Below are 26,332 nucleotides of genomic sequence, written 5' to 3'. Positions count from 1 at the left end.
CCTCAAGTAATGATAAACGGCTTACTCCCAATCCGGATACAGATCAGTACGCCGGTCACGCCATGTCGTGACGGAGCCCTTCTCGCGCACTTGATACAATAAATCCACATCGAGATCGGCGGTTATGATCATGTCGTTGTTCAGCTCTCCCTCGGCCAGCAGGCCCTGTGGAGGAAACGGGATATCGTTCGGGGTAATGATGGCCGCCTGTCCGAAGTTGGCACGCATCAGATCCACGGTTGGCAGCGAACCAACGGTACCGGTCAACACCACATAGATCTGATTCTCAATGGCGCGGGCATGGCTGGTGTAACGCACGCGATGGAATCCGTGACGATCATCCGTACAGGATGGACAGAAAATGACATCGGCTCCTTTAGCCTTGGCCATGCGCACAATCTCAGGAAATTCGATGTCATAGCAGGTCAGCATCGCAATGGTGCCTTTTTCCGTCTCGAACACTTCGAGCCCTTCGCCCGCTCCCATATTCCATCCGCTAATCTCCGAAGGCGTGATATGGATCTTGGCCTGCTCCGCAATGCGGCCGTCCGGATAGAACAGATGCGCTACATTGTACAGCTTCCCTTCCCGGCGAATGACGTGCGTCCCACCAATGATATGCATATGATATTGCTTCGCAAAGCCTTGAAACAGCAAGCGGTAACGGTCTGTGAAATCCGGAAGATCATTGATCGTCAATGCCTTGCCCTGATCGTCCCCGATGGACATCAGCTGGGTCGTGAAAAATTCCGGAAACAGCACAAAATCAGCTTCAAATTCCTCCGCCGTCCGAATGTAATGCTCCGACTGACGGGCAAAATCGTCAAAGGATTGAATCGTGTGCAGATGGTATTGCACGGCAGAAACGCGAAATTTCATGCTTCTCCTCCTTAAGCGTGGTTAGATGCTTACATTATATCGGATTCTGCGCTTCGAGAACATGGGAACATGAAGTCATCCTCCCTTGGAAACCATAATCCTAAGAAGCAAGCTTCCAGCACGCTAAAACGGTTATCATCAACTCGCCGTGCGATAAGGAATGCTCAATTTATGAAAAAATACAAGTCATTCATACCCACGCTTAACAATTCTCCTGTATACTGTCGTATGTAAGCCTCTTGTCTACACTATGAATCTTTAGCCCTTACAAGCATATATTGCAGCCCGATTGGACTTTGGGCTGCCAGCTTACAAAATTATAATGTGAGGTGTTCTGTTCACAATGATTACTCGTTCGATGGATTGGCTTCAGCAACATGACCACCTTATCTTCCGCTGGTTAAACCGCAAGATCAGCAACAAAACGGTGGATTCGATGCTCGCGCTGGTCACCCATATGGGGGGTGCTATCTTTACCATTGTGCTGACACTCTCGATAGCGTTTTTTGCACCTGAGCCGTGGAATACGATGGGGTGGCAGAGCTTTATTGCGCTTTCCCTCAGCTTCCTGATTACGGCCCTCATCAAAAGGAAGATGCGGCGCATCAGGCCTTATCTGGCACTTGAAAAGGTGCGCTTCGAAAAAAAACCGATGAAGGATCACTCGTTTCCTTCCGGGCACTCGACGGCGATCTTTTCCATTATTACGCCGTTTCTGTTCATAACGCCGTGGCTATCATTGCTCTTGATCCTGCTGGCCCTTACGGTCAGCCTGTCACGGATTTATCTTGGCTTTCACTATCCTTCGGATTGTTTGGCCGGCTGTTTCGTCGGAACGACCTCGGCGCTGCTTATCGTGCTCAGTTAAAAAAACAGGCATCTCCCTCTTGGCTTTACGGCTCTGGATGGAATGCCTGTTTTTTTGTGCTTCCCTCATTGTTTTTCTTGCCTCTATTCAGGCTGCTCCACATCTTTCGCACACGTGTACATTATAATTTTGCAGAAATATGAAAAAAGATTGAACCATTCCGGCTGGTAAATCGTACTAATAGTACATTCATAATAAGGAGGTATTTATTTGAAGAAAAGACTATCACGGATGCTGGTTACCCTACTCGCCGTTACGATGATCCTTCCGGCTGGGGTAATGGCAGCAGATAACAGCCAAGCTGCCGCTGGAGGAAGCCTTGAGAAAACCGCCGCTGAGAAAGCCAAGCTGCTCACCGGGACGTATGGAACGACAAGCGTTCAATATGCCCTTATCGACAACGGGGTGATTACCGTGTCCGGGCAAGAGGGCGTCAATGATATGGAAGGAAAGAAACCGCTGACTAAAGATACGATGTATGCCATCGGTTCCACGAGTAAAGTGTTCACCGCCGCTGCGGTAATGAAATTGGTGGATGAGGGAAAAATCAACCTGGATACGCCTGTGGTTCAGTACATACCCGAATTCACGATGAAAGACGAACGTTACAAAAAAATCACGCCGCGCATGCTGCTTAATCATTCCTCCGGACTGCAAGGCTCAAGCCTGAATAATGCATTTTTGTTCGAGGATAATGACCCTCATGCACATGACACGCTGCTGAAGCAGCTGTCCACCCAAAACCTGAAAGCGGATCCGGGTGCATTCTCCGTTTATTGTAATGATGGATTCACGCTAGCTGAGATACTGGTAGAGAAAGTCAGCGGCAAGGATTTTACCGCCTTCATTCATCAATATTTTACCGAGCCGTTAGATTTGGACCACACGAAGACATCCCAAGATAATTTGGATTTAAGCCAAATGGCAGGTCTGTATTTTCCTACTCACCAAGGACAGCTTCCTAACGAGACGGTCAATGTGATCGGCACCGGCGGCATCTATTCTACGGCTGAAGACTTGGTGCAGTTCGCGCAGATTTTCACCGGAGAAGCCGAAGGCATTCTTTCCGACAAATCCGTTAAAGCCATGGAGCAGGAAGAATATAAAAAGGGTCTGTGGCCCGAAGATGCCGATAACTCGTTCGATTACGGACTTGGCTGGGACAGCGTAAGACTGTTCCCGTTTAACCAATATGACATGAAAGCCGTAACCAAAGGTGGAGACACCATCCTGTATCACGCTTCGCTCGTTGTTCTTCCGGAGCAGAACATGGCTGCCGCTGTATTATCGTCTGGCGGTTCCAGCTCAACCAACCAACTGTTGGCCAACGACATTCTGCTGCAAGCGCTCAAGGAGAAAGGCACCATCAAGGAAATCAAGCCGGAGAAATCCTTCGGCAAACCGGTCAAGGCCGACATGCCTAGCGACATCGCGAAATATGCCGGTTACTATGGCGTGACGAATCAGCAGATGAAAGTCGACATCAAGGACGGCGAACTATCCATTACCGTACCGATGGTGCCGGATTATCCTGCGGAGAAATATGTATACACTGCGGATGGAACCTTTGTCAGCGCGGATGGCAGCACGAAGGTAAGCTTCGTCAAAGAAAAGAATGACCGCATCTATTTATGGGTAAGACAATATGTAACGATTCCTGGACTTGGGCAAATGGCTTTATCGCATTATACCGCCGAGAAAATGGAAGCGAACCCGTTATCCAAGGAGACCGCTGCCGCTTGGGCCAAGCGGGAAGGCGAAACGTTCTATCCATTGAACGAGAAATTCACATCCCTGATGTACTTCATTACGAAACCGACGGTTGAGATTAACAGCAAGAGCGGTCTGGAAGGTTACATGATCGACAAAAAGATCATTGACCAGGATACCGCAGTAAGCCAGCATCAGGTTCCGGCTATCGGTAGCCGGGATACGGCCGAATTCCGCTTCTATAAAGAAAAGGGCGTAGAGTATCTCGAAGGGGCAGGCTCCCTGTTTGTGAGCGGTAAGAACGTGAAGCCGCTTTATAAAGGAAAAAAATCAACCGTCACCCTGCAAGCCGATGGTTATGCCAAATGGTACACCGTCCCTAAACAAGCTGAGGGCAAAACCATGACCGTCACCCTGCCGGCACAAGGCGCATTCGTCGTGTATGACGAAAAAGGTGCGGTTGTAAACTACAGCCTCGTCAGCGGTAGTAACGAAGTGAAGCTCCCAGCCAATGGAGCTGTTGTATTTGCCGGTGCCCCAGGCTCGGCCTTCGGGATCACCTTGCAGCCATAATAAAAGTGGGCAGCCAAGCAACATGTTCTCAGTTAAGCCAAGATAACTCTTAAAGGAAAAGCACCTCAACCAAAAGCTAATGCCCATGGTTGAGGTGCCTTTTTGCGTTAACCGGTCTTCGCTAGCTACAATTTCAAGGTCCGATTACGTCCCCGTCGACCTGCGGGCTGCAATGGATCGACAGCTGTGTTCCCGGGCCCAGACGAACCGCATAAAAAAGGGGCCCTAGCGTTGATGGCTGGATGGAGGCTCCCTGCCCAGACATGGAGCTTTTTCCTGCCCAAGGCGGCAGGGAAACGAGGATGTTCGTCTCCCGTTCAGCCTCAAGCTTAGCGTGGAACATACCGGCATCCCGGTTCCATTCCATGGTGATCCGACCGGTATGGAATCTCCAACCTGAGAGCCGGCCAATACGCCAGCGCTCCGGCAGCGCCGGCAGGAGCTTCACCATATCCGGCGATACCTGCAGCAGCATCTCCTGTACGGCATTCACCCAACCCATGTTCGCATCGAGCTGTATCGGCGCTGCCGGCATATCCATGCATATCCCCATCCCCCTCCAATCGTTATGGAGGGTAAACAGATTCGGCAGCAGGCATGATTGCGCCAGTGTATCCAGACACTCCAGTGCACTGTCGCCTTCCCCTAACCTCGCATAGATGGACGCCATATGAGCCAGCGACCAGCCGCTTTGGGCGCCGAGCCGGCGTAAACGTACCGCCTTCTCGAAGGCGACATACAACTCCGGCGCTGATTCGCGGGTCACTTCATCACCCGGGAACAACGGATAGATATGCGAGAGATGACGGTGATCGTATCGGTCCTTAAACTTAGGATCCAGCCATTCCGCAAGAGCTCCGTCCTCGTTCGTCCGGTAAGAGGGGATGCGTTCGAACATTCGCTTCCACCGCTCCTCCTCATCCTTCGAACCTGGGCCTCCGACGAGCCGATTCGCTTCGATCAGATGGGTAAGCAGTTCCTTCATAATCGCAATATCCATCGCTGCATTGACGGTTGTCGGCATCGGGTGAGCCAGCTGCTTTCCGTCCTCCGGCATGAAATTAAGCGGCGTATTCTCCGGCGATACCGAAGGATACAGACGATAGGAGCCGTCTTCACCAACGACTGCGAAATCCTCGTAGAATTGAAGAGCTTCGCGCATGAACGGCAGCGCTTCCTCCCGCAAAAACCGGATATCGCCCGTATACAAAAAATGCTCGTAATAATGCCGGGCGAGCCACCCGGCTGCTCCCGTCCAGTTTAGAATGACGGGTACGATTTGATTCGGCGTTCCGATCCCCGGCGTGGTCCCAGCCGGGATGTAGATTCCGCGACATCCGTACAGCTTGCGGGCATTGCCGCGGAAATCGCCCATTAGGCTGCCATAGTAGCGGAACAGAGGGGGCACTAATTCTCCCAAGGCTCCAACATGCGCGTGCCAATACATCATTTGAATATTCTCATTTGCCATATGGTGGCACCAGACAAGCCGGTAGTCTCCGCCCCACAAGCCATACAGTCCGAAAGGCCCTGATTCGGCTGCCGTCCCGCTAATAAACAAGTACCTTCCATAAGCCCACATTTTACGGACAAGCGATACGGGCGCTTCGCCCTCGTAAGCCTCCAGCATCAGCTCCTCGTTCGAACGCACGTCCTCCCTGCTGGCAGTGTTAAGCTCCAGGGATGCGGAATGGAACAAAGGACCATGGAGCTCGGTGTGGCGCTTGAGCAACAGGTCATATTCACACGTTTCAGGGAAGGTTTTGAGTTCATGCTCAAGCTGCTCCCATTCCTGTTCACGCTTGCCACGAATAAATACTTTCACCAGTACAAGCACCCGGCGGGCCTTAGTAAAATTCAACATCGTTCCTTCCTTAGTTGACTGCAAGCTTCCACCTTCACAAATAAGCCGCAGCACGGCACCGAAATCTGTACCGTCATCATTGCGGCCGGCGTACCGGATATACACGCCTTTCGCCGAAGTGACCACGGATTCGGCCAATTCCCTGAATTCTGGCGTATCTCCCCATCGATCGCTTGGGTAAAGCGTCAGTCCGATCTCCCCCGAAATACAGTGAAACGCCCCGGCTTGATCCTCGATATGCTTACCGGTCCCCTTCCTGTCTCCAGGGTGTATTTCTTCGTTGACACATTCTTCGGAGCCAATCTCATAGACGACAGCCCCATCTGCACGGGATACAAACAGCCGCCTTACGTACCGGTTCGGGCCGTCCGTCCAGCCTACCGAAACTTCGCCGGTCTCCATATTGAGGGATCTTCGGTAACGACGGAATGCCCGTGTGCTGGGCATGAACAGCTTAATCGCCGCGAGCGGAAAGCGGGAGGCCAGCCTCGTCCCGTATCCCCGCTCCCTTAAAGCGTTCGCCAAGTTCCAGCTGGCCTCCATATAGTGTCCTTCATCCATCAGGCTGCGCGTTACGGCGAGCGTCATGCTCACGTCCGGCAGCGGATCTTTTCGACCCCAATGCCACAACCCCTCGTGATTCAGCAGTACCGTCTCTTCCTGCACGCCCCCAAAAACCGAGGCCCCGACAATCCCATTGCCTGATGGCAGCGCCTCACGCCACATATTACGCCACCAAGAGGCGGGATACCTCATGGTTAACAGGTTCTCTTGACTCATCCCCGATGCCCGCCTTTGCCCCCCGCCTGCAGCCTCTCCATTTCGATGCTGGCCAGCAGAAGCGGAGCGACGCCCATGAGCGAATCACTGACAACCTTTTCACTCAAATAATAATCGTATGATCCGTCGCGGTATTTGCGCCCGCCCAATCCGGCGCCGTGGCAGATGCCGTGAAGGTGCAGCCCTTCGCCGTCGACGGTGATAAAATGTTTCTGGATGCCGTCATAGGCGCGTTCGACCACCCCGATGTCGATCTCGGCCAAATAATGAAGCCGAATGCCTTTGGCCAAGGCATAGGTCAACATGCAGGAGCCGGAAGCTTCCATATAATTGCCCTGCCGGCCATTGCAGTCCATCACCTGATACCACAGCCCGCTGTCTTGATCCTGAACGCGTACGAGCGCATTGGCCATCCTTTCGAAAATGCCCATCAGCTGCCCGCGCTGCGGATGCCTCACAGGGAAAAACTCCAGCGCGTCCACAAGCGCCATCGCATACCAGCCCATGGCCCGGCCCCATACATGGCGCGAGCGGCCCGTTTCCTTGTCGCACCAGCGCTGCTCCCGGCTCTCATCATAAGCGTGATGCAGCAGCCCCGTCTGCGGATTCCGAGTACGCCGCTCGATGAGCAGCAGCTGCCGGGCCGCTTCGTCGAACCATGCCGGCTCATCAAACGCTTCTGCATATTCTGCCATAAACGGTGACGACATATAGAGGCCGTCCAGCCACATCTGAAACGGATAGATTTTCTTATGCCAAAATCCGCCTTCGTCGGTCCGCGGCTGTCCAACCAACTGAGATGCCAGCAGCTCGGCAGCCCGGCGATATTTCTCCTCTCCTGTCGTGCGCCACAAGGGCAGCAGATTCTTGCCTTTATTGATATGATCGAGATTATAGTCCTCCAGTGTGTAGCCGGCTATGGCCCCGTCTTCCTGTATGAAGACGTCCATATGACGCTTGACCACTTCATTGTAACGCTCCTCACCCGTCCAATTGGCCAGGCGGCCCAGTGCAGTCAAAGCCATGCCGGCCACGTAGCCCCATTTGTTGGCTATATTCGGATGGTATCCGTCCACGCAAGCGGACAGGATCGTCTCTGCAACCCGAACCGGTATTCGTTCCAGCACCGTTGCTTCAGCCACGGTTGACCACTCCCTTCTTCTTCGCTTAAACCGACAGCAGCGGCAGCGAATCGAAATCCTCCGGCATGCCGACCAGATACAGATTGCCGTAACCATTTTTATCGCTTGTAAACAAGAGTCGTTTACCGCCCGGATCAAAACGCGGATGCGCGTGCACCTTCTGGGAATGAAAGCTGCATCGAAGCTCACACAGCATTCGCGGTCCTTGGTAGACTCCTTTGGCGTCTTTACGCCATACGGAGAGGGTTTTGACCGCCCCCTTGCCATCGACAACGGCCTGACCGTAGCCGTCCGCATACGCATGCCACGTATCAAACCCGAAGTCCGTCTCTTCCATGGCCGTATTGTCATACCGGATGCTTCCGAAGAAATTAGTTCCATCCATGCGGAAGCCATGGTAACCGATGGTCATACCGTCAGGATAAAAAAATTCATGGCCGACCTTTTCTCCGGGTTCAAGGCGCTGGCGAATTCTCCAGGCATCTCCGCTCCGAAGGTCCAGCCCCCATATCCGGTGATCGACCAAATGCCAGGGTCCTTCGTGGCAGAAGGTGATCAGCCATGGTTCGACGGGTGACGCGTTAATATGGGTTATAAAACGATGGGCTTCATATAGGGTTTCCGGCTGCGTCTGCCCTTCCGAGTCGATCCGCACGATCCTGCTGTGGGGAGCGGCCTCCATCAACTCCCTATGGCCGACATAGCCGTTGCCCAGATCGAGCGGCATGCGATGGGACAGATCCTCCTGTATGCAGGTGACGACTGAGCGTCCATCCGCAGGACAGCTCAGATTGCCGATGTTGTACCCCTCCGGGGCTTCGTAGATCAGTTCTTCCTCCAATGTTGCCAGATCGAGACGGCGTACGCTCCGATCCGTTTTGACAAAGGCGGCCCGGCCATCCGGTAATAGACAGGCATCCACAGCATCATTGTCCGGGTAATCCGTCAGCTGAAGCATCTCACCGCTGTTAACATCCATGCTGTACAAGTTCGAGCTGTTGTCCCTGTCCGATACGAACAACAGCCGCTTCCCGCCGTCATACCATCCGCTTTCCGTAAAATACAGATGATGACTGTGAGCTTTGTAGTCGGTCAGCTGCACCACTTCGACTCCGGTCAACCGGTCGCGGTAAAACTTACGTTCCGGCCTCCACACCGTTCCCTTGGCCATATTCAGCCCTCCTGTCCGCAAGTTGTATAAGCCGAAGCTATAGCCACGGCTTCAGCCCCTCCCACTGCACCGTCCAGCCGCTTGCCGGAAATCCCGGGCAGTTCGGGTCCTCTTCGCCTTCCCAGCCGCAGGCCATCATAGCGACCGCCGTAAGCAGTCCGCCGTTACCCGGCAAGTAAGCGGATAGGCCTGGGCGCTGATAGTTATGCCCGTTTGGCAAATACGTGTTTTTCATTTCGTCCATTAACAGAAAATCGACAGCCAGATCGCGTTCGCCGAGCCGAGCAGCGGTCATGGCGCATACGGGAAAATCCCATCCCCAGGCCGTCTCCCATTTCCAAGCATCCTTAACCTTCCACAGTGTACGCCGCATGGTTTCGCGGTCGATCAGCTTGCCGGGAAGCACGCCTAATGCGCACAGCATGGACGGGTGGTCATGATTCTTCTCCGTAAACGTGTCCGGCGCAAACTCATGCGCCAGGTAAACGCCGTCGAGTCGGGGCGGTGCCGCCAGATTGCTTGCCACCTCGGCCCAACGCGGATTCGGCTGAATTTCCAACCGATCAGCCCACTTTATAGCGATATCAAAGCCGTATTTCCAATACTCCAGCTCGTAAGGCGGGTTCGCGCTTGCATTCATCGGATGGCATTCTTGAGCCGGAATAAGCGGCGGGCCAAGATCGAAAGCGCCTGTTGCCTCATTCCAGTGAACATAGGAAACCATAAAGTCAGCCGATTCAAAGACGATGTCACGGAACCGGCGCAGCGTTTCTTGTGCTGAGTCGGCCTTATAGCACAGCTCCGCCATGGCGATTGGATGCGGCTGCTGCCAGATCAAGCCCGGAGCGACCGGCGACGGGCACGGGATGCCGTCAAAACCGACCATTTTCGGCCAGCGTGCTCCCTCGTATCCCTGGGATAGCGCCAGCTCGCGGGCGACCGGCAGTATGCCGTTGTACCAGTCCAAACTTCTCCGCAGGATGGAAGCCCGGCCCCACAGCGCGAAATGGGCGGCATGCCACCAATGCATCTCCAAATGCGATTTGCCAAACCAGCTGTTATACATTAGGCCGGTCTCTTGGGGCGGCATAGAGCCCCCACTGTGAATGGCGCATAACCATTGCGACAGGACAACGCGTCGCTCCAGCTCAAAGGCTCGCGGATCGGAGCTGCCTGCGAAGCTGACTGCACCCCCGCTCTGCCAAAACGATGCCCAGTGCCGGGCGCTGGCCGGAACGATGGCCTCAAAGTCAGCCGCACCGGGCGACCCAGCTGCAAAGCCGACGGAAAACGCCAGCTCCTCCGAAGATTGTTCAGGAGATTCGCCGGGAAACAGCGTAAATTCATGGGTTTCCGTCTGCTCCAATCGGCCAGAGCTCCAATGCCAGCGGACCACATAACGTTCTTCGTCCAGCGTTCGCTCAATCAAAGCCGCCCCTTCCTCCTGCCGGACGAGAACGGTATCATGTCGTTGATCGTTTTCCCAATCGGGAAACACCGATTTCGACCAAGCCGAATGCGTCATATCCGGTGCGGGGAAGCGGATAAATACCTGAAGCCGCCCTTCCCGGATGAGGGGCGAGACAACCCGCACGCCTATAATATCAGCATCCGGATGGCACGCCGTCGTAACTTCGACCGGCACGCCGCGAATTTCGAACTTGCTCGATAGAACGCCCGTCCACAGATCGAGATTTTGACGGAATTGGCCTGCAGCGCTGTAATTGAGCTCTTCTCCCGCTTCGTCTAGAAATCGGAACGACAGCCGGCCTAGGTGAAGTCGGTGGGGATTTTGCCGCAGCCATTGGTAAGCTTCCGGCTTATCCCCCGGCTTCATCGGATAGCCGACCTGCCGGCCGTGGGTCTCGAACATCTGCAACGCTGCATCCTTCGCGGAGAACCTTTCGCGCCCCCCCGTAAAATGCCAGCCCCAGTTCGACTGGGTGCCAAGCGGCACCTCGTATTGTTCTGGAAATGTCTGCAGCCCGGTAATATCAGCGGTAAACGCAAATTCCCCGTTGCCTACCGACAGTGGCGAAAGCGGATCTAGCCTGTCGAATTCAGGATTATGCCGCCTAACAATCTGCTCTCTCTCCATCTCCATAGCTCCTCCCTTCCCTGCCCTTTATTCAAACAAGGCGTCTATCCGGGTTCTCATCATATCCCGGTATTTGCCCGGGGTGATATCCTTGAATTTGCGGAAGCTGCGAATGAAGCTGTTTTCATGCTGGTAACCAACCATTTGGGCGATATCGGATACTTTGCGGTCGGTTTTGACTAGCAGCTCGCTAGCCCGCTCCATCCGCAGCCGGGTTAAGTAGTTATAGATCGTTTCGTTTGTTTCCTGCTTAAAAAGCTGGCTGGCCAAGCTGCTGCTGATGCCGGTCGATTCCGCAATTTCCGGAATGCCGATCGGATCGCCGAGGTGCTGCTCCATGAATTCGATCATCCGCTGGCACATCAAAAAATCCTTGCTGCCGATTAAACGGCGGTAGCGGTCGGCCAAGGCCGAAATCAGGCCGGAAAGCTCCGCCTCGATATCTTCGATGTACAGCGTGCCCAGCCGACCGGCCGGATCCCCCTCGGAACCATCGCCCTCTGGGCATATCCCTTTAAGACGTTCCAGCAGCGCCTGAAGCAAGGCAAGCGCCTCCGAAGGATACCAGTAATGGCTGCGGATATCGCCAATAATACGCCCAAGCAGCTCTATAGCCCGCTCCCCATCACCGGTCTCCACAGCCGTCATCAATTCCCGTACGCCATCTTCCTGCGGCTGCATATCCGTCACCTCGTGACTGGATACATCCTGAAACGGCACGAGCTGACCATACCCTTTATATAAACGGTAGGTTAACGCATTCTCCGCTTCCAGCATGGCCTGCTTTAACCGGCAAACCTCACTCTGTGGCATGCTCACGCCGGCGGATACACTGAATTTCAGCAAACAGGACACCGTTTCGATCGCCTCGACAAGCGGAGGCCGCGTTTCGCCGCTCCGCGGCTGCAGCAGGATAGCCATCCGGTCCGCCCCAAAATCGGCGCAGGCCACCCTCCATTCGGGCTCATGCAGCTCTGCCATGATATTGGCGAGCGCAAACTTCAGCAGCGAGTGGTCACTGGCCGGAAATCTGCGCGACCACGAATCGTAGCGGTCGATCGACAGCACCGCTACCGTGACGGGTGCATCCGTCCATTCCGCGAAATATCGTCTCCACTTCTCGCGAATTTCGCGTCTGCCGCTCATATGACCCGAGTGAATGTCATACAGAAACTTGGAAGCCGCATCGGATATCGTCTCGCGGATCAACTGAGACAGATGCGCATGATTGCTGAGCAGTTCGCCGGCCAGCTTTTCCAGATCGATGCGATCCGGGCTGGTCGCTTTCCCGTCGTAGGCACTGAACAGCTGCTTAAGCCTGCGCACCGGCCGGAAGGCCGCGGAGTTTACGTATAGAATGGTCAGCAAGCCGAGTGCAAGTGCCGCCACCGATACATACAGCACCGTGTCTCGCACCTTTTTGGACTGGGCAAGCAAGCTGTCCTGGGAGACGATGGATACGTATTTCCATCCGGTCAGCGGCGATTCGATCTGGTTGACCAGCAGCTTCCGCCCCTCATGGAAAAAATCGCCGAAGCGGTCCTCCTTCAGCTCGTGCAGCGCCTGCCTCACGGCTTCCGGTTTGAATTCCGAGTTCGAAACCGAATAAAGAATGTTGTTATGCTGGTCCACGATGTACCTCATGCTGTCGAGCTGCGACAGCGCCGGCGGGTTTAGTTTTGCGAATAGTTCCGCATCCCGCAAATTGACCGCTACGACACCTCTTAATCGGCCCTGAATCATGATTTTGCGGAACAGCGTCAGCTCCGACCCTTTATTGCCCGCTCCCTCCGGAACATGCCTTTTTCGGATGATCATCATGTCGTCCCCGAATCCGTCAGCAATACTGGTCCATTCGGAATCCACGAAGGTGAGCCTGCTAGAGCTATACCCCTGCGGAAGCGAAATAAAGCTTCCCCGCTCGACATCGTATACGTATATGCTGTTAATGTATTTCGAATTGCTGATCCAGGTGGATAGCAGTCGGTACAATGTCGATATATTGGCCACCGAGTTCTGATTCTCGCTAGTCAGAAAATCATAGATATAGTCATTCACCGCGACCTGGACCGCAATCTTGTCGCTCTCCCGGATTAAATCGTCAATATATTTCATACTGATCTGCAGCATTTGGTGCTGCGGCTCGCTGAGCTCTTCCTGAAGCACCGATTTAGAGGTGTAATATGAGGTCAGGCTGACGGCCAAAATGATCATAAAAACGGAAACGGTCAAAATGAGCACCAGCCTCGCTTGCGTATGGGCCAGCGTGTATTTTAGCCACTTGCCGATCGATTGGAACATATCAACCCCCGCTTTACTACCAGAATGGTTCCATTATAGCTCACGATCCGCTCCTGCCGTCACGTAAACTTAAGCGTTTACAGTATGGTTTGACCGCATGAATTCAAGAAGCTCGACCCCGGCCAACAGCACGATGCCGATTCCGTGCGTATCATTCAAGTTCCACGATAAGTCGTGCTTGTAATAAGCATGGGAGGTTGACCAGCTGCTGCCCTTGCACACACCGTACACATTTCCCCTGCCGTCGATGGCCCTGCTGGTTAAACCGTCCCACCCCGCAATGGCAGATTGCAAGTACGGATCCGGATTCTCCAGCCAGCCATGGCGTACCCCCCGCGCCAAACCAAAAATAAACATCGCGGTACAGGAGGCTTCCTCATAGGATTCAGGGTCCGTCAGCACTTGGTGCCATAACCCATGCACTCCCTGCAAGCGGAAGTATCCCTCCGCCAGACTGCGATAAAAATGAAGCAGTTCCACATAGTCGGGATGGCCGACCGGAAGCACGGCAAGCAGCTCTGACAGTGAGAAAAACACCCATCCGTTGCCCCTTCCCCATACCGTCCGGGAAGGCTGCCCACGACGTACATCGTATACGTGCGACATTAACTGCAGGTCCGGCATGTACAGGTATGACTTATACAGCAGAAGCTGGCGTGCCGCTTCGTCCAGATAGCGGGAATCTCCGGACAGCTCGGCGTATCGGCATAGGAACGGTACGCTCATGTACATGTCGTCGCACCACATCGTCAGGTGCATGCTTGGGGAAACGCCGACCTCGCGATAAAGTGCCCCGTCCGCAAGACGTGATTGTGTATCCATGATGTACCGGGCGATATCGTCTGCTGCCTTGCGCACTCCTTTCAAGGATCGAATTCGGTCTGCAAGAATGGCTAGCGCGCCAAATGATCCGCAATCGTCCAGACTGTCAATGTCGGACAGCTGGTTGTTCAGCCCCGCCGCACCGAATTCCGTGCGGTCCCACAAGGAATACTCGTAATGGCCTGCGGTAAACTCGACGTGGCGGAGTACATATTCCTGGATGTCCAGGCGATTAAGCAGCCTTCCCGTCTCCAGCAAGCCGTACATTGTGACGCCGAGCGGATAATTCCAGCGGCCAAAAAGCTCATTCTCCAAAAACGGCCTTACGTACGCTCCCGGCTCGCTCCCTGTCCAGAACAGTCTCTCTCCGCCGTCAACAGCGACCGTGTCCAGACCAAAATAGTCGGACAGCTCAAGATCGGCTTCTGCGCGGAACGGACCCAGATAAAGCCACTCGCCGGTCAAGCCGTGCACCCTTCGCGGAGCGATCAGCATCCCTTCAGGCGATGCTTCGCCGATCTCAAACCCCCAGCCCTCTGCACCGCATTCGCAGCGTGCGGTAAGCTCCCCGCGGCCCGGAGGCACATCGATGACGATACTGAACGTGCCTGCCTCGCGGCTGGTGTAAACCTCCCTGCCGTTCCATTCAAACCGGACCGGGCCATAGGAGGTTCCCGACAAGGTCACCTTCTTGGCCGCCAAGGTCCGGTTGACAACGGCAGTCCAGGCGTAAGCGGCATACCCCGGCTTCCGCCCGTACATTCTCCACATCGGGCCGCGATCTGCTTCCCCATCGTGTTTTGCAAGCACGGGCAGCCACTGTGCCCCCGTCCATGATTCGCGTTCCATTGAATCGGGGATGCGGGCAAGCGCCCGGTCCAGCGGCACCGTCACAATCCATCCTTCCTCACCTTCCCGCTCCATGGAAGGAGCCAGAAAGTGAAACGGCTTGTTCTTGCGGTTGCTTGTGCCAAATACCGCTCTGCAGCCGCTTGGGCCCCGGCGGAATTCCAGAACGAAGTGATTCCACCCCTGGGTAAGCTGAATCCCCAGCTTCAGGGGCAATCCGTCCGCTGTCGCTTCTTCCCCTGGCGCCGAACCGAACCGCTTCCGGCCGTTATGGTACAGCCGGACATGCCCCGTCCATTCCATCAGAAAGGGAAAGCTCTGCGGCTGGGCAGCCCACAGCTTCGTCCAGGCGTAGACCACCTGGCCCTCCGTCATTTCGGGGAACATATCCGCGATGGGGAGCTGATAGCAGTGGTCGGCCCGCTTACGGATCGGACTCTTCCGCGTCACCCGGTAAACCGGGGCATGAGGCGGATGGTCACCGACATAACGCTGGGCAATGACCGTAAGCGCATGCTCGATGTTACTGCCCTCTGTTTGGGAAGCCAGGCTTTCAGCCGGGTCAAAATATCCTTTATCGATCAATAGGCTCACTCTCCTTCCACCCGCCCAGAACATCCGCTATCGCCACTGGACGGTGCTCCTTCACGGAACGCCACACGGCTTCCCCCGCCGCCACGGAATAGGCGCCATCCACAGCCCCGGACAAAATCGGGAACGGCCTTTCCCGGTTTTCACCTAGAAACAGGTCATTCAGCAGCAGCGGGTCGCCTCCCCCGTGGCCGCCTTCCCGATGAACGACATGGATGGTTTCCTTGGAGCCGAACAACGGGAAGTAGTCGATCGTCTGGACCGGCGTTGGAAAAGGGGTTCTGGACGGAGCATGGTATTCCATCGTCTCCAGCCGGCCTTTCGTACCGTTGATCGCCAGGCGATACCCTTCATACGGCAGCGAAAAGTTGACGGAATAACTGAGCAGTGCTCCTCCGTCGTACTTGACGGTGGCCGCATACGTATCCTCGATGTCGATCTCATCATCAAAAATACACCGGTCCGGGCGGTAGCCTGTATAAGGAAACTGCGGCCCCCCGCTCTCCAGCAGACCGAGATGATCATCCGGCACATGACTTGCGTTCCAGCGCGAGTAATAGGCGCAGCGGCTGGCTGAGAGGCAGGTTCCGCAATGACGACCGGCTTCTTTGCCCGGATTAAGCTCCCCTTCGACGCCGTAATAATGGAGGGCCCCGTAGGCGAAGGCCTCGACCGGCTTTTGCCCGATCCACCAGTTCACGAGGTCGAAATGATGCGTGCTTTTGTGGATGGAGAGACCTCCTGACATTTCGCGCCGGCGGTTCCACCGTTTGAAATAGCTGGAGCCATGATATGTGTCCAAATACCAGTTGAGATCGACGGATGTAATCCGACCGAGCTTACCTTCCCATACCATCTCTTTGATTTTGGTGTGAATCGGGGCGTAGCGGTAATTAAACGTGACCGTCACCGAGCCTTTGCTCACCCGCTCCGCATCCAGCACACGCCGGGCGTCCTCACCCGTCGTGACCATCGGTTTTTCCGTGATGACATCCAAATCCCTTTCCAGGGCGGCAACAATATAACGCGCATGCGTATCGTCTCGCCCCGCCACGATGACCACATCCGGCTTAGTCTCGTCGATCATCTTCCCGAATTCCTCTTCGCCGTAAGTTCCAACGGCGGTATGCTCGGGGAAGCGGGAGCGGTAGAGCTCGAAGCGGGCCGGATCACTGTCCAGCATGCCGACCAGGTCGCAGCGCCAGGCATAGGTCGTCAGTATCGGCTTGGCGAACATCCCGAGTGCACGACCGCTTACACCGCATATGGCATATTTCTTTTTCACTGTATGATCACATCCTTGAGTACCATTCCTCTACCCTCTTCGTTACTTCGTCTCCGCCTGCCTTATGCCAGCGGTCGACGAATTCATCGAACTTCTCCAGGGGCCATTCGCCGATGACAATCTTGGTTACATACTCCTGAAACAGCTTATGCGATTGAATATCCGGGAAGCCTTCATACACGGTGCTCGGAAGTCCGTCCCCCGCGATCCGCTTCGCGTCCGCGGTACTCACCTCGAATATATCCTTCACCATCTGCTGCATGTCTACCGGGATCGTCTCCTGAATCCGTATGTCCATGTCCTCCTCTGTCGTCAGGTTGCGCATGCCGAGCGCCAACGGACGGCTATCCTCGGCTGGAAGCAGCACTTTTTTGCCGTCGACAACTTCATGCTGCTGTCCTTCGATGCCAAAGCGGATAAATTCGTCATTCGACCGATCATAGAAGAAATCAAGCAGCTTCAAGGCTGCGGGGGCTTTATCCTGGGCCTTTGCCGGAATGATCCACTCCGGTTCGCCCATGCTCTTCTGCGTGACAAAGCCCTCATACCCTTCGGCCTTTGGAAGCGGCATGCCAACGATATAAGCATCCGGTGCTTTTTGCTGCATGGCTGTAAACCGGTCGCGCAGGTTGGCGGGAAGATGGTACCAGCTGCCAACCAAATTGTTATTGATCTTCGCCGTCCATACATCTCCTTTGTTCAGAAACGTCTCATTGTCAAGCAGCTTCTCGTCATATAGCTCACGGGAAAATGCAATGGCTGCCTTCATATTGTCCGTTACGCCGGCATATTGGATTTTACCGTCGTAGATGTCCCATTCCGGATTCCCCTCCCACATCGCGACACCGAACATGGCAAACAAATGATCCATCCATTTGCCGAATTCCCGGCCTGTTGTGGGCAATTCGTCCTTCAGGCCGTTGCCGTTCGGGTCTTTGTCAAGAAAGGCTCGCAGCACCTCCTTGTATTCCTCCGTTGTCTTCGGCATGGACATGCCTACCTTGTCAAGCCAATCCTGACGGATGAGCGGTGCTCTTTCCGGAACCAGGAACACTTTAGGCACATAATAGATTTTGCCGTCCGGTGAAGCGGATCGAACGACATCCCATGCCTCCTGAGGGATATTCTTCCAGACATTCGGGGCATACTGGGGCAGCAAATCGTCCAGCGCCAGCGCACCTCCTTGGCGGATCAGGGTCTGCTCGATCCCGCCGATCGGGCGAAGAATATCCGGCAAGTCGTCGGATGCAATCATCAGATTGAGATATTCAGTCGGCTCCGAGCCCGGCGGGGTCGTTACCAGCTGATATTCCACGCCGGTCCGTTCCGCCACATATTGGACATGCGGATTATCTGCACCCGGAATCGTGCCGACACCCATGTGGCTTTTAAACACCTTTACCTGTGTAAGTTCTTGATTTCCCTCCCCACTCTGGCCCGCTTGCGATTCGCCGTCACCCTTGCCGGCGCAGCCAAACAGCATCGCTGCCGCAAGTGTTGCCGTGAGCGCCGGTTTCCATGCCCCTTTTTGGAAAAACCATTTCGACATGAGTAAATCCTCCCCTTTTTCGGATTGGTAGTTATATCAAACCGGCCGTAAGGCCGATTTCATATCGCATGCCCCGCTTTGCTTTATTCCTTTAACGAACCCAGCATGGACCCTTTGACAAAGTATTTTTGCAGATACGGGTATACCAGAATGATCGGAATGGTAGCAAACAGGATTGTTGCCGCTTTCAATGTTGTCGTGTTGAAATCGTAATCCCCAAGAAACAGATTGACCGCAGCCAGCTCCTCGGGAGACTGGAGGTATGCTCTCAGCTTCATTTGAAGCGGCCATTTCTCCGGATCCCTTATAAACAGCACGGCACGGGAGAAGGTGTTCCAATATCCGACCGCGTAAAACAGACTGACCGTCGCCATGACCGGTTTGGACAAAGGCAAATACATGCGGAACAATATGCCGAACTCGCTGCATCCGTCGATTCGAGCCGAATCATCCAGCTCACTGGGAATGCCCATGAAAAAGGTCCGGATAATGATCATGTTGAACGTGCCAACCAGGCCGGGAATAATGAGCGCCCACAGGGAGTTCATCATGCCAAGCTCGCGAACGGTCAAAAAAAACGGAATCATCGGCGCATTGAAAATCATCGTTAACACAATGCCGAACATGACCTGTTTGCGGATCAAAAATTCCCGTCTTGAGAGCGGGTATGCCGTCATGACCGAAAACAGCATGCTGAGCAGTGTCCCGGCGATCGTAATATATACGGTAATCCCAAAAGATGTCCACAAGCCTTTATTTTTTAATACATGCTCCCAAGATGCGGTTGTAAACTCCACAGGCAGCAGGAATACTTCCTTCGAATCGGCAGCTACCGGGGAGCTGAGCGATACGGCAAGCAGTTGAAGAAGCGGGAACAGCATCGTCACCGCAGCAGCGAACAGAAACACATAATTCAGCGTCTGAAACATTTTTTCTCCGAATGTCGCTTTCATCACCACAACCCCTGATCCGTTTTTCTGGCCAATCGGTTAAAAATCCACAGCAGTATAAACCCAATGACAGACTGGAACAGCCCGATGGCCGTCGTCATGCTGTATTGCCCCTGAAGCACACCCGCACGATAGACGTACGTCTCGATGATATCCCCTACCGAGTACGTCATCGGTGTCAATAAATTGTAAATCTGATCGAAGCCGAGCTCCAGGAAGTTACCGATTTGCAGCAGGAACAGCACCAGAATCGTCGGAAACATGGTGGGCAGCGTAATATAGATCGTTTGTTTCCACCGGCTTGCTCCATCCATGACGGCCGCTTCATATAAATTCGGATTGATGCCGGCGATGGCAGCCAAATATATAATCGTGCCCCAGCCAACTTCCTTCCAGATCGAGGACAGGACAACAATCCCTCGGAAATACCGCTCCTCCTGCATGAACAGAATGGGTTCATAGCCGAACCAGTCCCGCACCGCATTCACAACTCCTTGGTTGGACAACAGCTCGAAAACGATCCCGCCGACAACGACCCATGATAAAAAGTGCGGGAGATAGAACATGCTTTGCACAACCCGCTTCGCCAGCATGATGCGGATTTCATTGAACAGCAGAGCCAGCACGATCGGGGCCGGAAAACCAAAAACAAGCTGATAGAAAGCAATCACCGCCGTATTGCGCAGCACGTTGTAGAAGTCCTGATAGGAAAAAATAAACCCAAAGTTGTCCAGGCCCACCCACGGACTGCCAAGGATGCCTTTGAAAATCTGATAGTCCTGAAATGCGATGACACTGCCCGCCAGCGGTACATATTTAAACACAATATAATAGAGAATTCCGGGAATGATCATGAGATACAGCATCCAATGTTTGCGGATGTTGGCTATGTACCGGTTGCGGGATGACCCTGGGTGCCGGGCGGTTATCAAATCCTCGCGCTTTATTTCGGGTGACTGGGCTGCCATCGTATTCGCACCTCCTTTTCGTCGATATGGTCGATGTAACGCCAATATTAACGGCTTCCGGTATATCGGCACAATCGTTCAATCCGACACGCAATGAGCAGATCGCCGATTCTTCCCACAACTACGCGTACCGTGTACCCATGAATGGACTTGAAATTAGAGGAGGAGCAAGCAAACGGAAGGAGGGTAAAAAGGATTTGTTGATGGGATGGAGGATGGGTTTGGTTTCACCGGAAAGAAAAAAAACCAGCTACCCGCAGCAATAGTGAAGGTGGATGGTTCTTCATTCAGATGTTGTTATGAAAAACATATAAATTAGTGTTAAGACGACCATGACCGCAAGTAAGCTATAGATGAATTTTCTCATGCTGCTCTCTCCTGTTTCCAGTATCATTGCAACTAGTCTAACATTCAGGGCTTAAACGTGGCCCTGGTAAAATCCACAAAACGATTTGTTCATGAAAATGCCTCATCACAAATCGTTTGTTTCGTTATACAGCCGAGCCGACTGTCTTATTGTCTCTCCGTAGATTCAGCGAGATTCTCGAGGGTGGACCTCAAGCCTTCATCGTGATCTTCCTTCCGTACGCCTTCGGGCACATTCTCACACACGATCGTGACTTGGGTGCCTTCCGCAAGCGGCTCCAATGCCCATGTCATCTTCATAAACCCCGCATAATTGGGATCCTCAGACTCAAATTCGACCAGCTGCACAACCTTCTCATCGTGAACAAACTCCAGAAACTTTCCTTCAATGACGTCCGTATTGTCCGAAGACTTACCGGGTGCCGTGTGATCGGTATCGTTATAGGTGAGGATCATTCGATAAGTCCCGGCCTCACGGGCATCAAACGTGTCGACATGGCCTGTCATCCCTTTTGGCGGAAGCCACGAAGCCAGCGTCTCCGGATTCAAGAATGCCTGATAAATCGTAGACGGCGACGCCATAATAACTCTTGATGCCGTGTCGGTTCTCTTCTTGCTCGAAGCATTCGTCATGATGTAACCCTCCTTAATAAATCTGAATCTATCTTAAGTTTACCTCATAGAATCGCCGAGGATTTCTTCTCAATTGCTCAGGCAAGCCGACCCCGATAGCCGAAGGCTCAGGTAGGGGAGGCTTGCTTTTTCTTCAACAGCCGAGGGGCAGTGCCAACCCGGCTCATACTCCCGGCCCCCGAGCATGCCCGTCAGGGCAGCTCACACGAGGTGGCCTCCAACAAGTGCGAAAAAGCAAGCCGACCCCGATAGCCGAAGGCTTAGGTAGGGGAAGCTTGCTTTTTCTTCTACAGCCGAGGGGCAGTGCCAACCCCGCTCATACTCCCGGCCCCCGAGCATGCCGTCAGGGCAGCTCACACGAGGTGGCCTCCAACAAGTGCAAAAAAGCAAGCCGACCCCGATAGCCAAAGGCTTAGGTAGGGGAGGCTTGCTTTTTCTACCACAGCCGAGGGGCAGTGCCAACCCGGCTGATACTCCCGGCCACCGAGCATGCCCATCAGGGCAGCTCACGCGAGGGGGCCTCCAACAAGTGCGAAAAAGCAAGCCGACCCCGATAGCCGAAGGCTTAGGTAGGGGAGGCTTGCTTTTTCTTCAAACAAGCCGAGGGGCGATTAGCCTCGGCTAATATATGGGCGCACAAGAGGCCACGAGGACGTCCCCGCAGGGGAGACCGAGCGGTGGCCGGGCACAAGCACCAGCCCCGCTCATATCCTCATACCTACTCCGAACACCGAAGTTGCGGGTGTCCAGAGGGCAGCGCCCTTGGGGCCCTCCCTGGCAGGGAGGGTTTGGGTGGGTGGACTATTTTACGAATCCCAGCAGCATCTCACGAATCAGCTTCGCAGCCACGATCTGGGTCTGCTCGGTTGGATCGTAGATCGGCGCCACTTCCACGAGATCGCAGCCGACCACATTCACATCGGAGCCAGCAATGAGATGCACGGCTTCCAGCAGCTCTTTCGACGTAATGCCGCCCGCTTCTGCGGTACCGGTGCCCGGTGCGGCAGATGGATCAAGCACATCGATGTCGATGGTCACGTAGACCGGACGGTTACCCATGGAAGGCAAGGCTACTTTAAGAGGCGCTGCCACTTCGAACGGATAGAAGTTAATGTTCTCCCGTCCATATTGGAACTCCTCGCGGGAGCCGGAACGGATACCAAACTGATAAATGTTCTTTCCGCCCATAATACCCGCCGCCTTACGGACTGGCGTGGAGTGGGACAACGGCTCTCCCTCATAATGCTCACGCAGGTCAGCATGGGCATCGATATGGATCAGAATAAGATCCGGATACTTCTCATACACCTTCTGAATGATCGGCCAGGATACGAGGTGTTCGCCGCCAAGTCCGATCGGGAATTTCCCGTCATCCAGCAGTTTGCCTACATAATCGCCAATCACTTCGAGACTGCGGCCGGCATTGCCGAAAGGCAGCATCAGGTCGCCTGCATCGAAATACGTCATGTCTTCAATGCTTTTATCCAAGTACGGACTGTACTCCTCCAAGCCTACGGAAGCCTGGCGAATACGGGCCGGGCCAAAACGGGAGCCGGGACGGTAACTAACCGTGAAATCCATCGGCATACCGTAAATGACGGCCTTGGACCCTTCATAATCCTCGGAGCTCAGAATAAACACGTTGCCGGAGTAACCTTGATCCAGTTTCATCAGTTTATACGCTCCTCCTTATTTCACCAGGTCTTCAACGAATTTCGGCAGCACGAATGCGGCTTTATGCAGGCGAGGCGAATAATATTTCGTATCCATCTCATCAATGGTGGACTCGTCCACTTCAAGCGGGTCATACGTTTTGCTGCCCAATGTAAAGGTCCACAGACCGCTCGGGTAGGTTGGAATGTTCGCTCCATACACACGTACGATCGGGAAGATTTCCTTCACGTCTTTGTTGACCTGCTGAATCAGGTCCGCTTTAAACCATGGGTTGTCCGTTTGCGCCACGAAAATACCGTCTTCCTTGAGCGCCTCGTAGATCCCTTGGTAGAATCCGCGCTCAAACAACGGAGCAGCCGGGCCCACAGGCTCGGTGGAGTCTACCATAATGACGTCGTATTCGTTCTTATGCTCAATAATGTGCATATATCCATCGTTAACCAGCACTTCGACCTTCGGATCATCCAGCTTGCCGGCGATCTCAGGCAAGTACTGCTTCGAATATTCAATGACTTTTCCATCAATTTCAACGAGTACTGCTTTCTCTACGCCCGGATGCTTGATCACTTCGCGAATGACGCCACCGTCTCCTCCGCCGACAACAAGAACCTTCTTCGGATTTGGATGCGTGTTCAGCGCGGGGTGAGCGACCATCTCATGATAGACGAATTCATCCTTAATTGTAGTCATAACCATACCGTCCAAAACGAGCATGCGCCCGAATTCCTCAGTATCGATCATATCCAGTTGTTGAAACTCCGTCTTCTCATGTACAAAAGTCTCCCGGATTTTAGCCGTGATGCCAAAAGTCGGGGTTTGCTTCTCTGTGTACCATAATTCCATCGTCACTACCTTCTTTCCGCTAGAATAATGTTCAGCCGTCCAGATCCAAGCCGTAAAACTTTATTCGGGGCAGATGCCTTTAGCTTACAGTTTCACACTTTTTCTATTGTACCAAACAAATTAGATTATATTAAATCAAGCCCAAATTGCAACCAAAAGTTCCAGATCGCACGGACAGAAGCAAAATCCTCATGGATTCCCATGAATATCCTGCCCGCTCCAGCCCCATACTATATAGAAAAAGAAGGAAGCCAAGGGGAATTTCAACACATCTTCATCCTTGGCAGCTTAAAGCCATCACTTTACAAAAAGGACTGGAAGGAGAACCATCATGCCGGGACAAAAAAAATCACCCAAGCGCAAACGTCGTTTCGTCCGGCTTGCTACATTTCTGTTCGTACTTCTTGGCATTTCCATCATCGCCGGCGGCATTCTGCTCGCCTATTTATTTATAACGCCACTGCCCGTCGCGGAAACATCCCGCTACTCCCGTCTGCTCGACAGCCAAGGAGATTTAATCGCCACCTTCTCCACCACGGGTCATACCTCCGAGCAAGTGAGCTTAACCGATATAGCTCCTCACCTGATCCAGGCTACCTTGGCAGTGGAGGACCGGAAGTTCTATGATCATCCGGGATTTGACATGAAGGGCATGGCCCGAGCCGTGCTGGTCAACCTGCAGCATATGGATCGCAAACAGGGGGCAAGCACGTTAACCCAGCAGCTTGCACGAAACCTATACCTATCTCATGAAAAAACGTGGACACGGAAGCTCAAGGAGGCCAAATTCACCGTCCAGCTTGAGATGAAATATACGAAAGATGAAATACTTGAGATGTACCTCAACGAAATATATTACGGACATGGTGCTTACGGCATCGAGTCGGCGTCCCTGCTCTACTTCGGCAAGTCGGCAAAAAACCTGACGTTGGCCGAAAGCGCGATGCTGGCCGGCATTCCAAAGGGTCCGACCTATTACTCGCCCTATAACCATATCGACAACGCGCTCAAAAGACAGCAGATTATCTTGAATGCCATGGCGGAGACTGGATTCATTACCGAGGCAGAAGCCGATAAAGCCGCTTCAGCCAAACTCGCCCTGCTTCCTCAGGACCGACAGGAGAATAAAGTGATTGCCTCCTATTTCCGGGACTACGTCCGGAGTCTCGTCACCAAGCAGCTGAACATTACGGATCAGCAGCTCGAACAGGGTGGTCTGAACATCTATACGACCCTGGACCCGCGGGCCCAGAAGGCAGCCGAAGAGGCTGTATCTGCGGGCATGGACAGCAAGAGCGAGCTGGAAACGGCGCTAGTATCCATCGACCCGCGTAACGGGCACATTAAAGCCATGGTTGGCGGTAAGAACTACCGGGAGAATCAGTACAACCACGCGTTAGCCAAAACAAGGCAGCCCGGGTCGTCATTTAAGCCGATCATGTACTTAACGGCCATTGCATCCAAGGAAATGACAAGCACCAGCGTGTTCAACAGCCAGCCCACCCTGTTTCATTACGATAACAACCGCAAGACGTATCAGCCCAGCAACTTCGGCGATAAATATTTAGGCGAAATTCCCATGAGGGAAGCTATCGCCGCTTCGGATAATATTTATGCCGTGAACACCATCATGAAGATCGGCCCGGAAAAAGTAGCCGACATGGCAAAAAAGATGGGGATCACAAGTCCGCTGGAGCCTGTTCCTTCCCTGGCCCTCGGCACCTCGCCCGTCAGCCCGCTGGAGATGGCCTCGGCTTACGCCGTCATGGCTAACAGCGGCAAACGGGTCTCCCCTGTCGCGGTGCTGAGCATCACCGACGCTGCCGGCCGCAGCTTGTATTCAGCGCCGGAAGACGCAGGTGAACAAGTGGTTGAGCCTTCCGCTGCTTACGTGATGACGCGCATGATGGAGGGGGTATTCGAGACTGGCGGCACGGGCAACCGCGTCTCTACCCTAATGAAACGACCGGTGGCCGGAAAGACAGGCACCACCGATACCGACGCTTGGCTTGTCGGCTATACGCCGGAGCTGTCGACGGCGGTATGGGTGGGTTATGACAAAGGACGGGAGATTAGTAAAGTGGACGGTCGGCGGGCAGCTCCGATCTTTGCGCAGTATACGGAGAAGGCTTTGGAGAACGTGCCGCCTAAGATTTTTCCGATCCCGGACGAAGTCGTCAGCGCATATGTGGATCCCAAGACCGGCAAGCTCGCCGGCGCCGGCTGTCCGGACAAAGTTCTGGAGGTCTTCGTCAAGGGAACGGAGCCTACGGAATATTGCGACGAACATGAGGGCGGGGAGCCGGCCAAGAAGGCCAACCCTGCGGATGCGGCCGAGAAACAGGAAGAGCGTTCCTGGTGGAAGGATTTCAAACGATGGTGGGTCGAGTAGCTCGGATCGTACCCGTCACATCAA

At 53.9% G+C, this 26,332-nt stretch carries 18 protein-coding genes; 4 read left to right on the top strand and 14 right to left on the bottom strand.

All coding sequences use genetic code 11. The annotated features are described in order from the left end of the window. Window positions 1-21: 21 nt before the first annotated feature. Window positions 22-879, bottom strand: coding sequence for a carbon-nitrogen hydrolase family protein (locus MKX98_RS00620; RefSeq protein ID WP_339220868.1), 858 nt, complete (start codon window positions 877-879; stop codon window positions 22-24). A gap of 343 nt (window positions 880-1,222) precedes the next feature. Between MKX98_RS00620 and MKX98_RS00615 the strand changes: the two genes are divergently transcribed. Further along, window positions 1,223-1,747: a phosphatase PAP2 family protein gene (locus tag MKX98_RS00615; protein ID WP_071221142.1), complete on the top strand. Its 525-nt coding sequence runs from the start codon at window positions 1,223-1,225 to the stop codon at window positions 1,745-1,747. A 210-nt stretch (window positions 1,748-1,957) separates the two neighbouring features. Further along, window positions 1,958-4,030 carry a serine hydrolase domain-containing protein gene (locus MKX98_RS00610; RefSeq protein WP_194540347.1) on the top strand — a complete coding sequence of 691 codons (2,073 nt, stop codon included), beginning with the start codon at window positions 1,958-1,960 and terminating at the stop codon, window positions 4,028-4,030. A 133-nt stretch (window positions 4,031-4,163) separates the two neighbouring features. Here MKX98_RS00610 and MKX98_RS00605 read toward each other — a convergent pair whose 3' ends face one another. From MKX98_RS00605 to MKX98_RS00560, 10 genes are all read right to left on the bottom strand, one after another. Then, the gene (locus MKX98_RS00605; protein WP_339220865.1) at window positions 4,164-6,674 is read right to left on the bottom strand and encodes a glycoside hydrolase N-terminal domain-containing protein; all 2,511 of its coding nucleotides are present in this window, start codon (window positions 6,672-6,674) and stop codon (window positions 4,164-4,166) included. Beyond that, on the bottom strand, window positions 6,671-7,816 hold the full coding sequence (locus MKX98_RS00600) for a glycoside hydrolase family 88 protein (RefSeq protein ID WP_339220863.1): 1,146 nt from the start codon (window positions 7,814-7,816) through the stop codon (window positions 6,671-6,673). Before MKX98_RS00600 ends, MKX98_RS00605 begins: the two co-directional genes overlap by 4 nt. Window positions 7,817-7,841: 25 nt before the next feature. Then, window positions 7,842-8,987, bottom strand: a complete 1,146-nt coding sequence (locus MKX98_RS00595) for an oligogalacturonate lyase family protein (protein WP_339220861.1) — start codon at window positions 8,985-8,987, stop codon at window positions 7,842-7,844. 37 nt (window positions 8,988-9,024) lie between these two features. Further along, window positions 9,025-11,091 carry a glycoside hydrolase family 65 gene (locus MKX98_RS00590; RefSeq protein WP_339220860.1) on the bottom strand — a complete coding sequence of 689 codons (2,067 nt, stop codon included), beginning with the start codon at window positions 11,089-11,091 and terminating at the stop codon, window positions 9,025-9,027. A 21-nt stretch (window positions 11,092-11,112) separates the two neighbouring features. Beyond that, a complete protein-coding gene (locus tag MKX98_RS00585) occupies window positions 11,113-13,386 on the bottom strand; it encodes an AraC family transcriptional regulator (RefSeq protein WP_339220858.1) in 2,274 nt (757 codons plus the stop codon). 69 nt (window positions 13,387-13,455) lie between these two features. Continuing rightward, window positions 13,456-15,651, bottom strand: coding sequence for a glycoside hydrolase family 88 protein (locus tag MKX98_RS00580; protein WP_339220856.1), 2,196 nt, complete (start codon window positions 15,649-15,651; stop codon window positions 13,456-13,458). Next, window positions 15,632-16,885 carry a Gfo/Idh/MocA family oxidoreductase gene (locus MKX98_RS00575; RefSeq protein ID WP_339224262.1) on the bottom strand — a complete coding sequence of 418 codons (1,254 nt, stop codon included), beginning with the start codon at window positions 16,883-16,885 and terminating at the stop codon, window positions 15,632-15,634. Before MKX98_RS00575 ends, MKX98_RS00580 begins: the two co-directional genes overlap by 20 nt. A 55-nt stretch (window positions 16,886-16,940) precedes the next feature. Further along, window positions 16,941-18,482 (bottom strand): extracellular solute-binding protein, encoded by a 1,542-nt coding sequence (locus MKX98_RS00570; RefSeq protein ID WP_339220854.1) that lies wholly within the window; start codon window positions 18,480-18,482, stop codon window positions 16,941-16,943. Between the two features lie 83 nt (window positions 18,483-18,565). Beyond that, a complete protein-coding gene (locus MKX98_RS00565; RefSeq protein ID WP_009595532.1) occupies window positions 18,566-19,435 on the bottom strand; it encodes a carbohydrate ABC transporter permease in 870 nt (289 codons plus the stop codon). Beyond that, window positions 19,435-20,400, bottom strand: a complete 966-nt coding sequence (locus tag MKX98_RS00560) for an ABC transporter permease subunit (RefSeq protein WP_339220853.1) — start codon at window positions 20,398-20,400, stop codon at window positions 19,435-19,437. The genes MKX98_RS00565 and MKX98_RS00560 overlap by 1 nt, the downstream gene beginning before the upstream one ends. Window positions 20,401-20,426: 26 nt before the next feature. On the opposite strand from MKX98_RS00560, the gene MKX98_RS00555 reads away from it, so the two are divergent. Continuing rightward, on the top strand, window positions 20,427-20,666 hold the full coding sequence (locus tag MKX98_RS00555; RefSeq protein WP_339220851.1) for a hypothetical protein: 240 nt from the start codon (window positions 20,427-20,429) through the stop codon (window positions 20,664-20,666). Between the two features lie 247 nt (window positions 20,667-20,913). Here the strand turns inward: MKX98_RS00555 and MKX98_RS00550 are convergent, their stop codons facing one another. The 3 genes from MKX98_RS00550 to speE all read right to left on the bottom strand — a co-directional run bounded on the left by MKX98_RS00550 (window position 20,914) and on the right by speE (window position 23,916). Next, entirely contained in the window at window positions 20,914-21,399 is a 486-nt protein-coding gene (locus MKX98_RS00550; RefSeq protein ID WP_339220849.1) for an SRPBCC domain-containing protein, read from the bottom strand. Window positions 21,400-22,200: 801 nt separating this feature from the next. Beyond that, a complete protein-coding gene (gene speB, locus MKX98_RS00545) occupies window positions 22,201-23,070 on the bottom strand; it encodes an agmatinase (RefSeq protein WP_339220848.1) in 870 nt (289 codons plus the stop codon). Between the two features lie 18 nt (window positions 23,071-23,088). Then, entirely contained in the window at window positions 23,089-23,916 is an 828-nt protein-coding gene (gene speE / locus MKX98_RS00540) for a polyamine aminopropyltransferase (RefSeq protein WP_113061663.1), read from the bottom strand. A 331-nt stretch (window positions 23,917-24,247) separates the two neighbouring features. On the opposite strand from speE, the gene MKX98_RS00535 reads away from it, so the two are divergent. Next, window positions 24,248-26,308 (top strand): PBP1A family penicillin-binding protein, encoded by a 2,061-nt coding sequence (locus MKX98_RS00535; RefSeq protein WP_339220846.1) that lies wholly within the window; start codon window positions 24,248-24,250, stop codon window positions 26,306-26,308. Window positions 26,309-26,332 lie beyond the last annotated feature (24 nt).

Source organism: Paenibacillus sp. FSL W7-1332, from assembly GCF_037969785.1.
GTDB lineage: Bacteria > Bacillota > Bacilli > Paenibacillales > Paenibacillaceae > Paenibacillus_AQ.
The sequence above is the reverse complement of the archived record's forward strand: the minus strand, read 5'-3'. Positions and strand labels throughout refer to the sequence as shown.

What these genes read in the sequence shown, in the direction of transcription:
- MKX98_RS00620 (WP_339220868.1), bottom strand. Translation starts at nt 879, where the DNA reads ATGAAATTTCGCGTTTCTGCCGTGCAATACCATCTGCACACGATTCAA.
- MKX98_RS00615 (WP_071221142.1), top strand. Translation starts at nt 1,223, where the DNA reads ATGATTACTCGTTCGATGGATTGGCTTCAGCAACATGACCACCTTATC.
- MKX98_RS00605 (WP_339220865.1), bottom strand. Translation starts at nt 6,674, where the DNA reads ATGAGTCAAGAGAACCTGTTAACCATGAGGTATCCCGCCTCTTGGTGG.
- MKX98_RS00595 (WP_339220861.1), bottom strand. Translation starts at nt 8,987, where the DNA reads ATGGCCAAGGGAACGGTGTGGAGGCCGGAACGTAAGTTTTACCGCGAC.
- MKX98_RS00590 (WP_339220860.1), bottom strand. Translation starts at nt 11,091, where the DNA reads ATGGAGATGGAGAGAGAGCAGATTGTTAGGCGGCATAATCCTGAATTC.
- MKX98_RS00585 (WP_339220858.1), bottom strand. Translation starts at nt 13,386, where the DNA reads ATGTTCCAATCGATCGGCAAGTGGCTAAAATACACGCTGGCCCATACG.
- MKX98_RS00575 (WP_339224262.1), bottom strand. Translation starts at nt 16,885, where the DNA reads ATGTTCGCCAAGCCGATACTGACGACCTATGCCTGGCGCTGCGACCTG.
- MKX98_RS00570 (WP_339220854.1), bottom strand. Translation starts at nt 18,482, where the DNA reads ATGTCGAAATGGTTTTTCCAAAAAGGGGCATGGAAACCGGCGCTCACG.
- MKX98_RS00565 (WP_009595532.1), bottom strand. Translation starts at nt 19,435, where the DNA reads ATGAAAGCGACATTCGGAGAAAAAATGTTTCAGACGCTGAATTATGTG.
- MKX98_RS00560 (WP_339220853.1), bottom strand. Translation starts at nt 20,400, where the DNA reads ATGGCAGCCCAGTCACCCGAAATAAAGCGCGAGGATTTGATAACCGCC.
- MKX98_RS00555 (WP_339220851.1), top strand. Translation starts at nt 20,427, where the DNA reads ATGGTCGATGTAACGCCAATATTAACGGCTTCCGGTATATCGGCACAA.
- MKX98_RS00550 (WP_339220849.1), bottom strand. Translation starts at nt 21,399, where the DNA reads ATGACGAATGCTTCGAGCAAGAAGAGAACCGACACGGCATCAAGAGTT.
- speB (WP_339220848.1), bottom strand. Translation starts at nt 23,070, where the DNA reads ATGAAACTGGATCAAGGTTACTCCGGCAACGTGTTTATTCTGAGCTCC.
- speE (WP_113061663.1), bottom strand. Translation starts at nt 23,916, where the DNA reads ATGGAATTATGGTACACAGAGAAGCAAACCCCGACTTTTGGCATCACG.
- MKX98_RS00535 (WP_339220846.1), top strand. Translation starts at nt 24,248, where the DNA reads ATGCCGGGACAAAAAAAATCACCCAAGCGCAAACGTCGTTTCGTCCGG.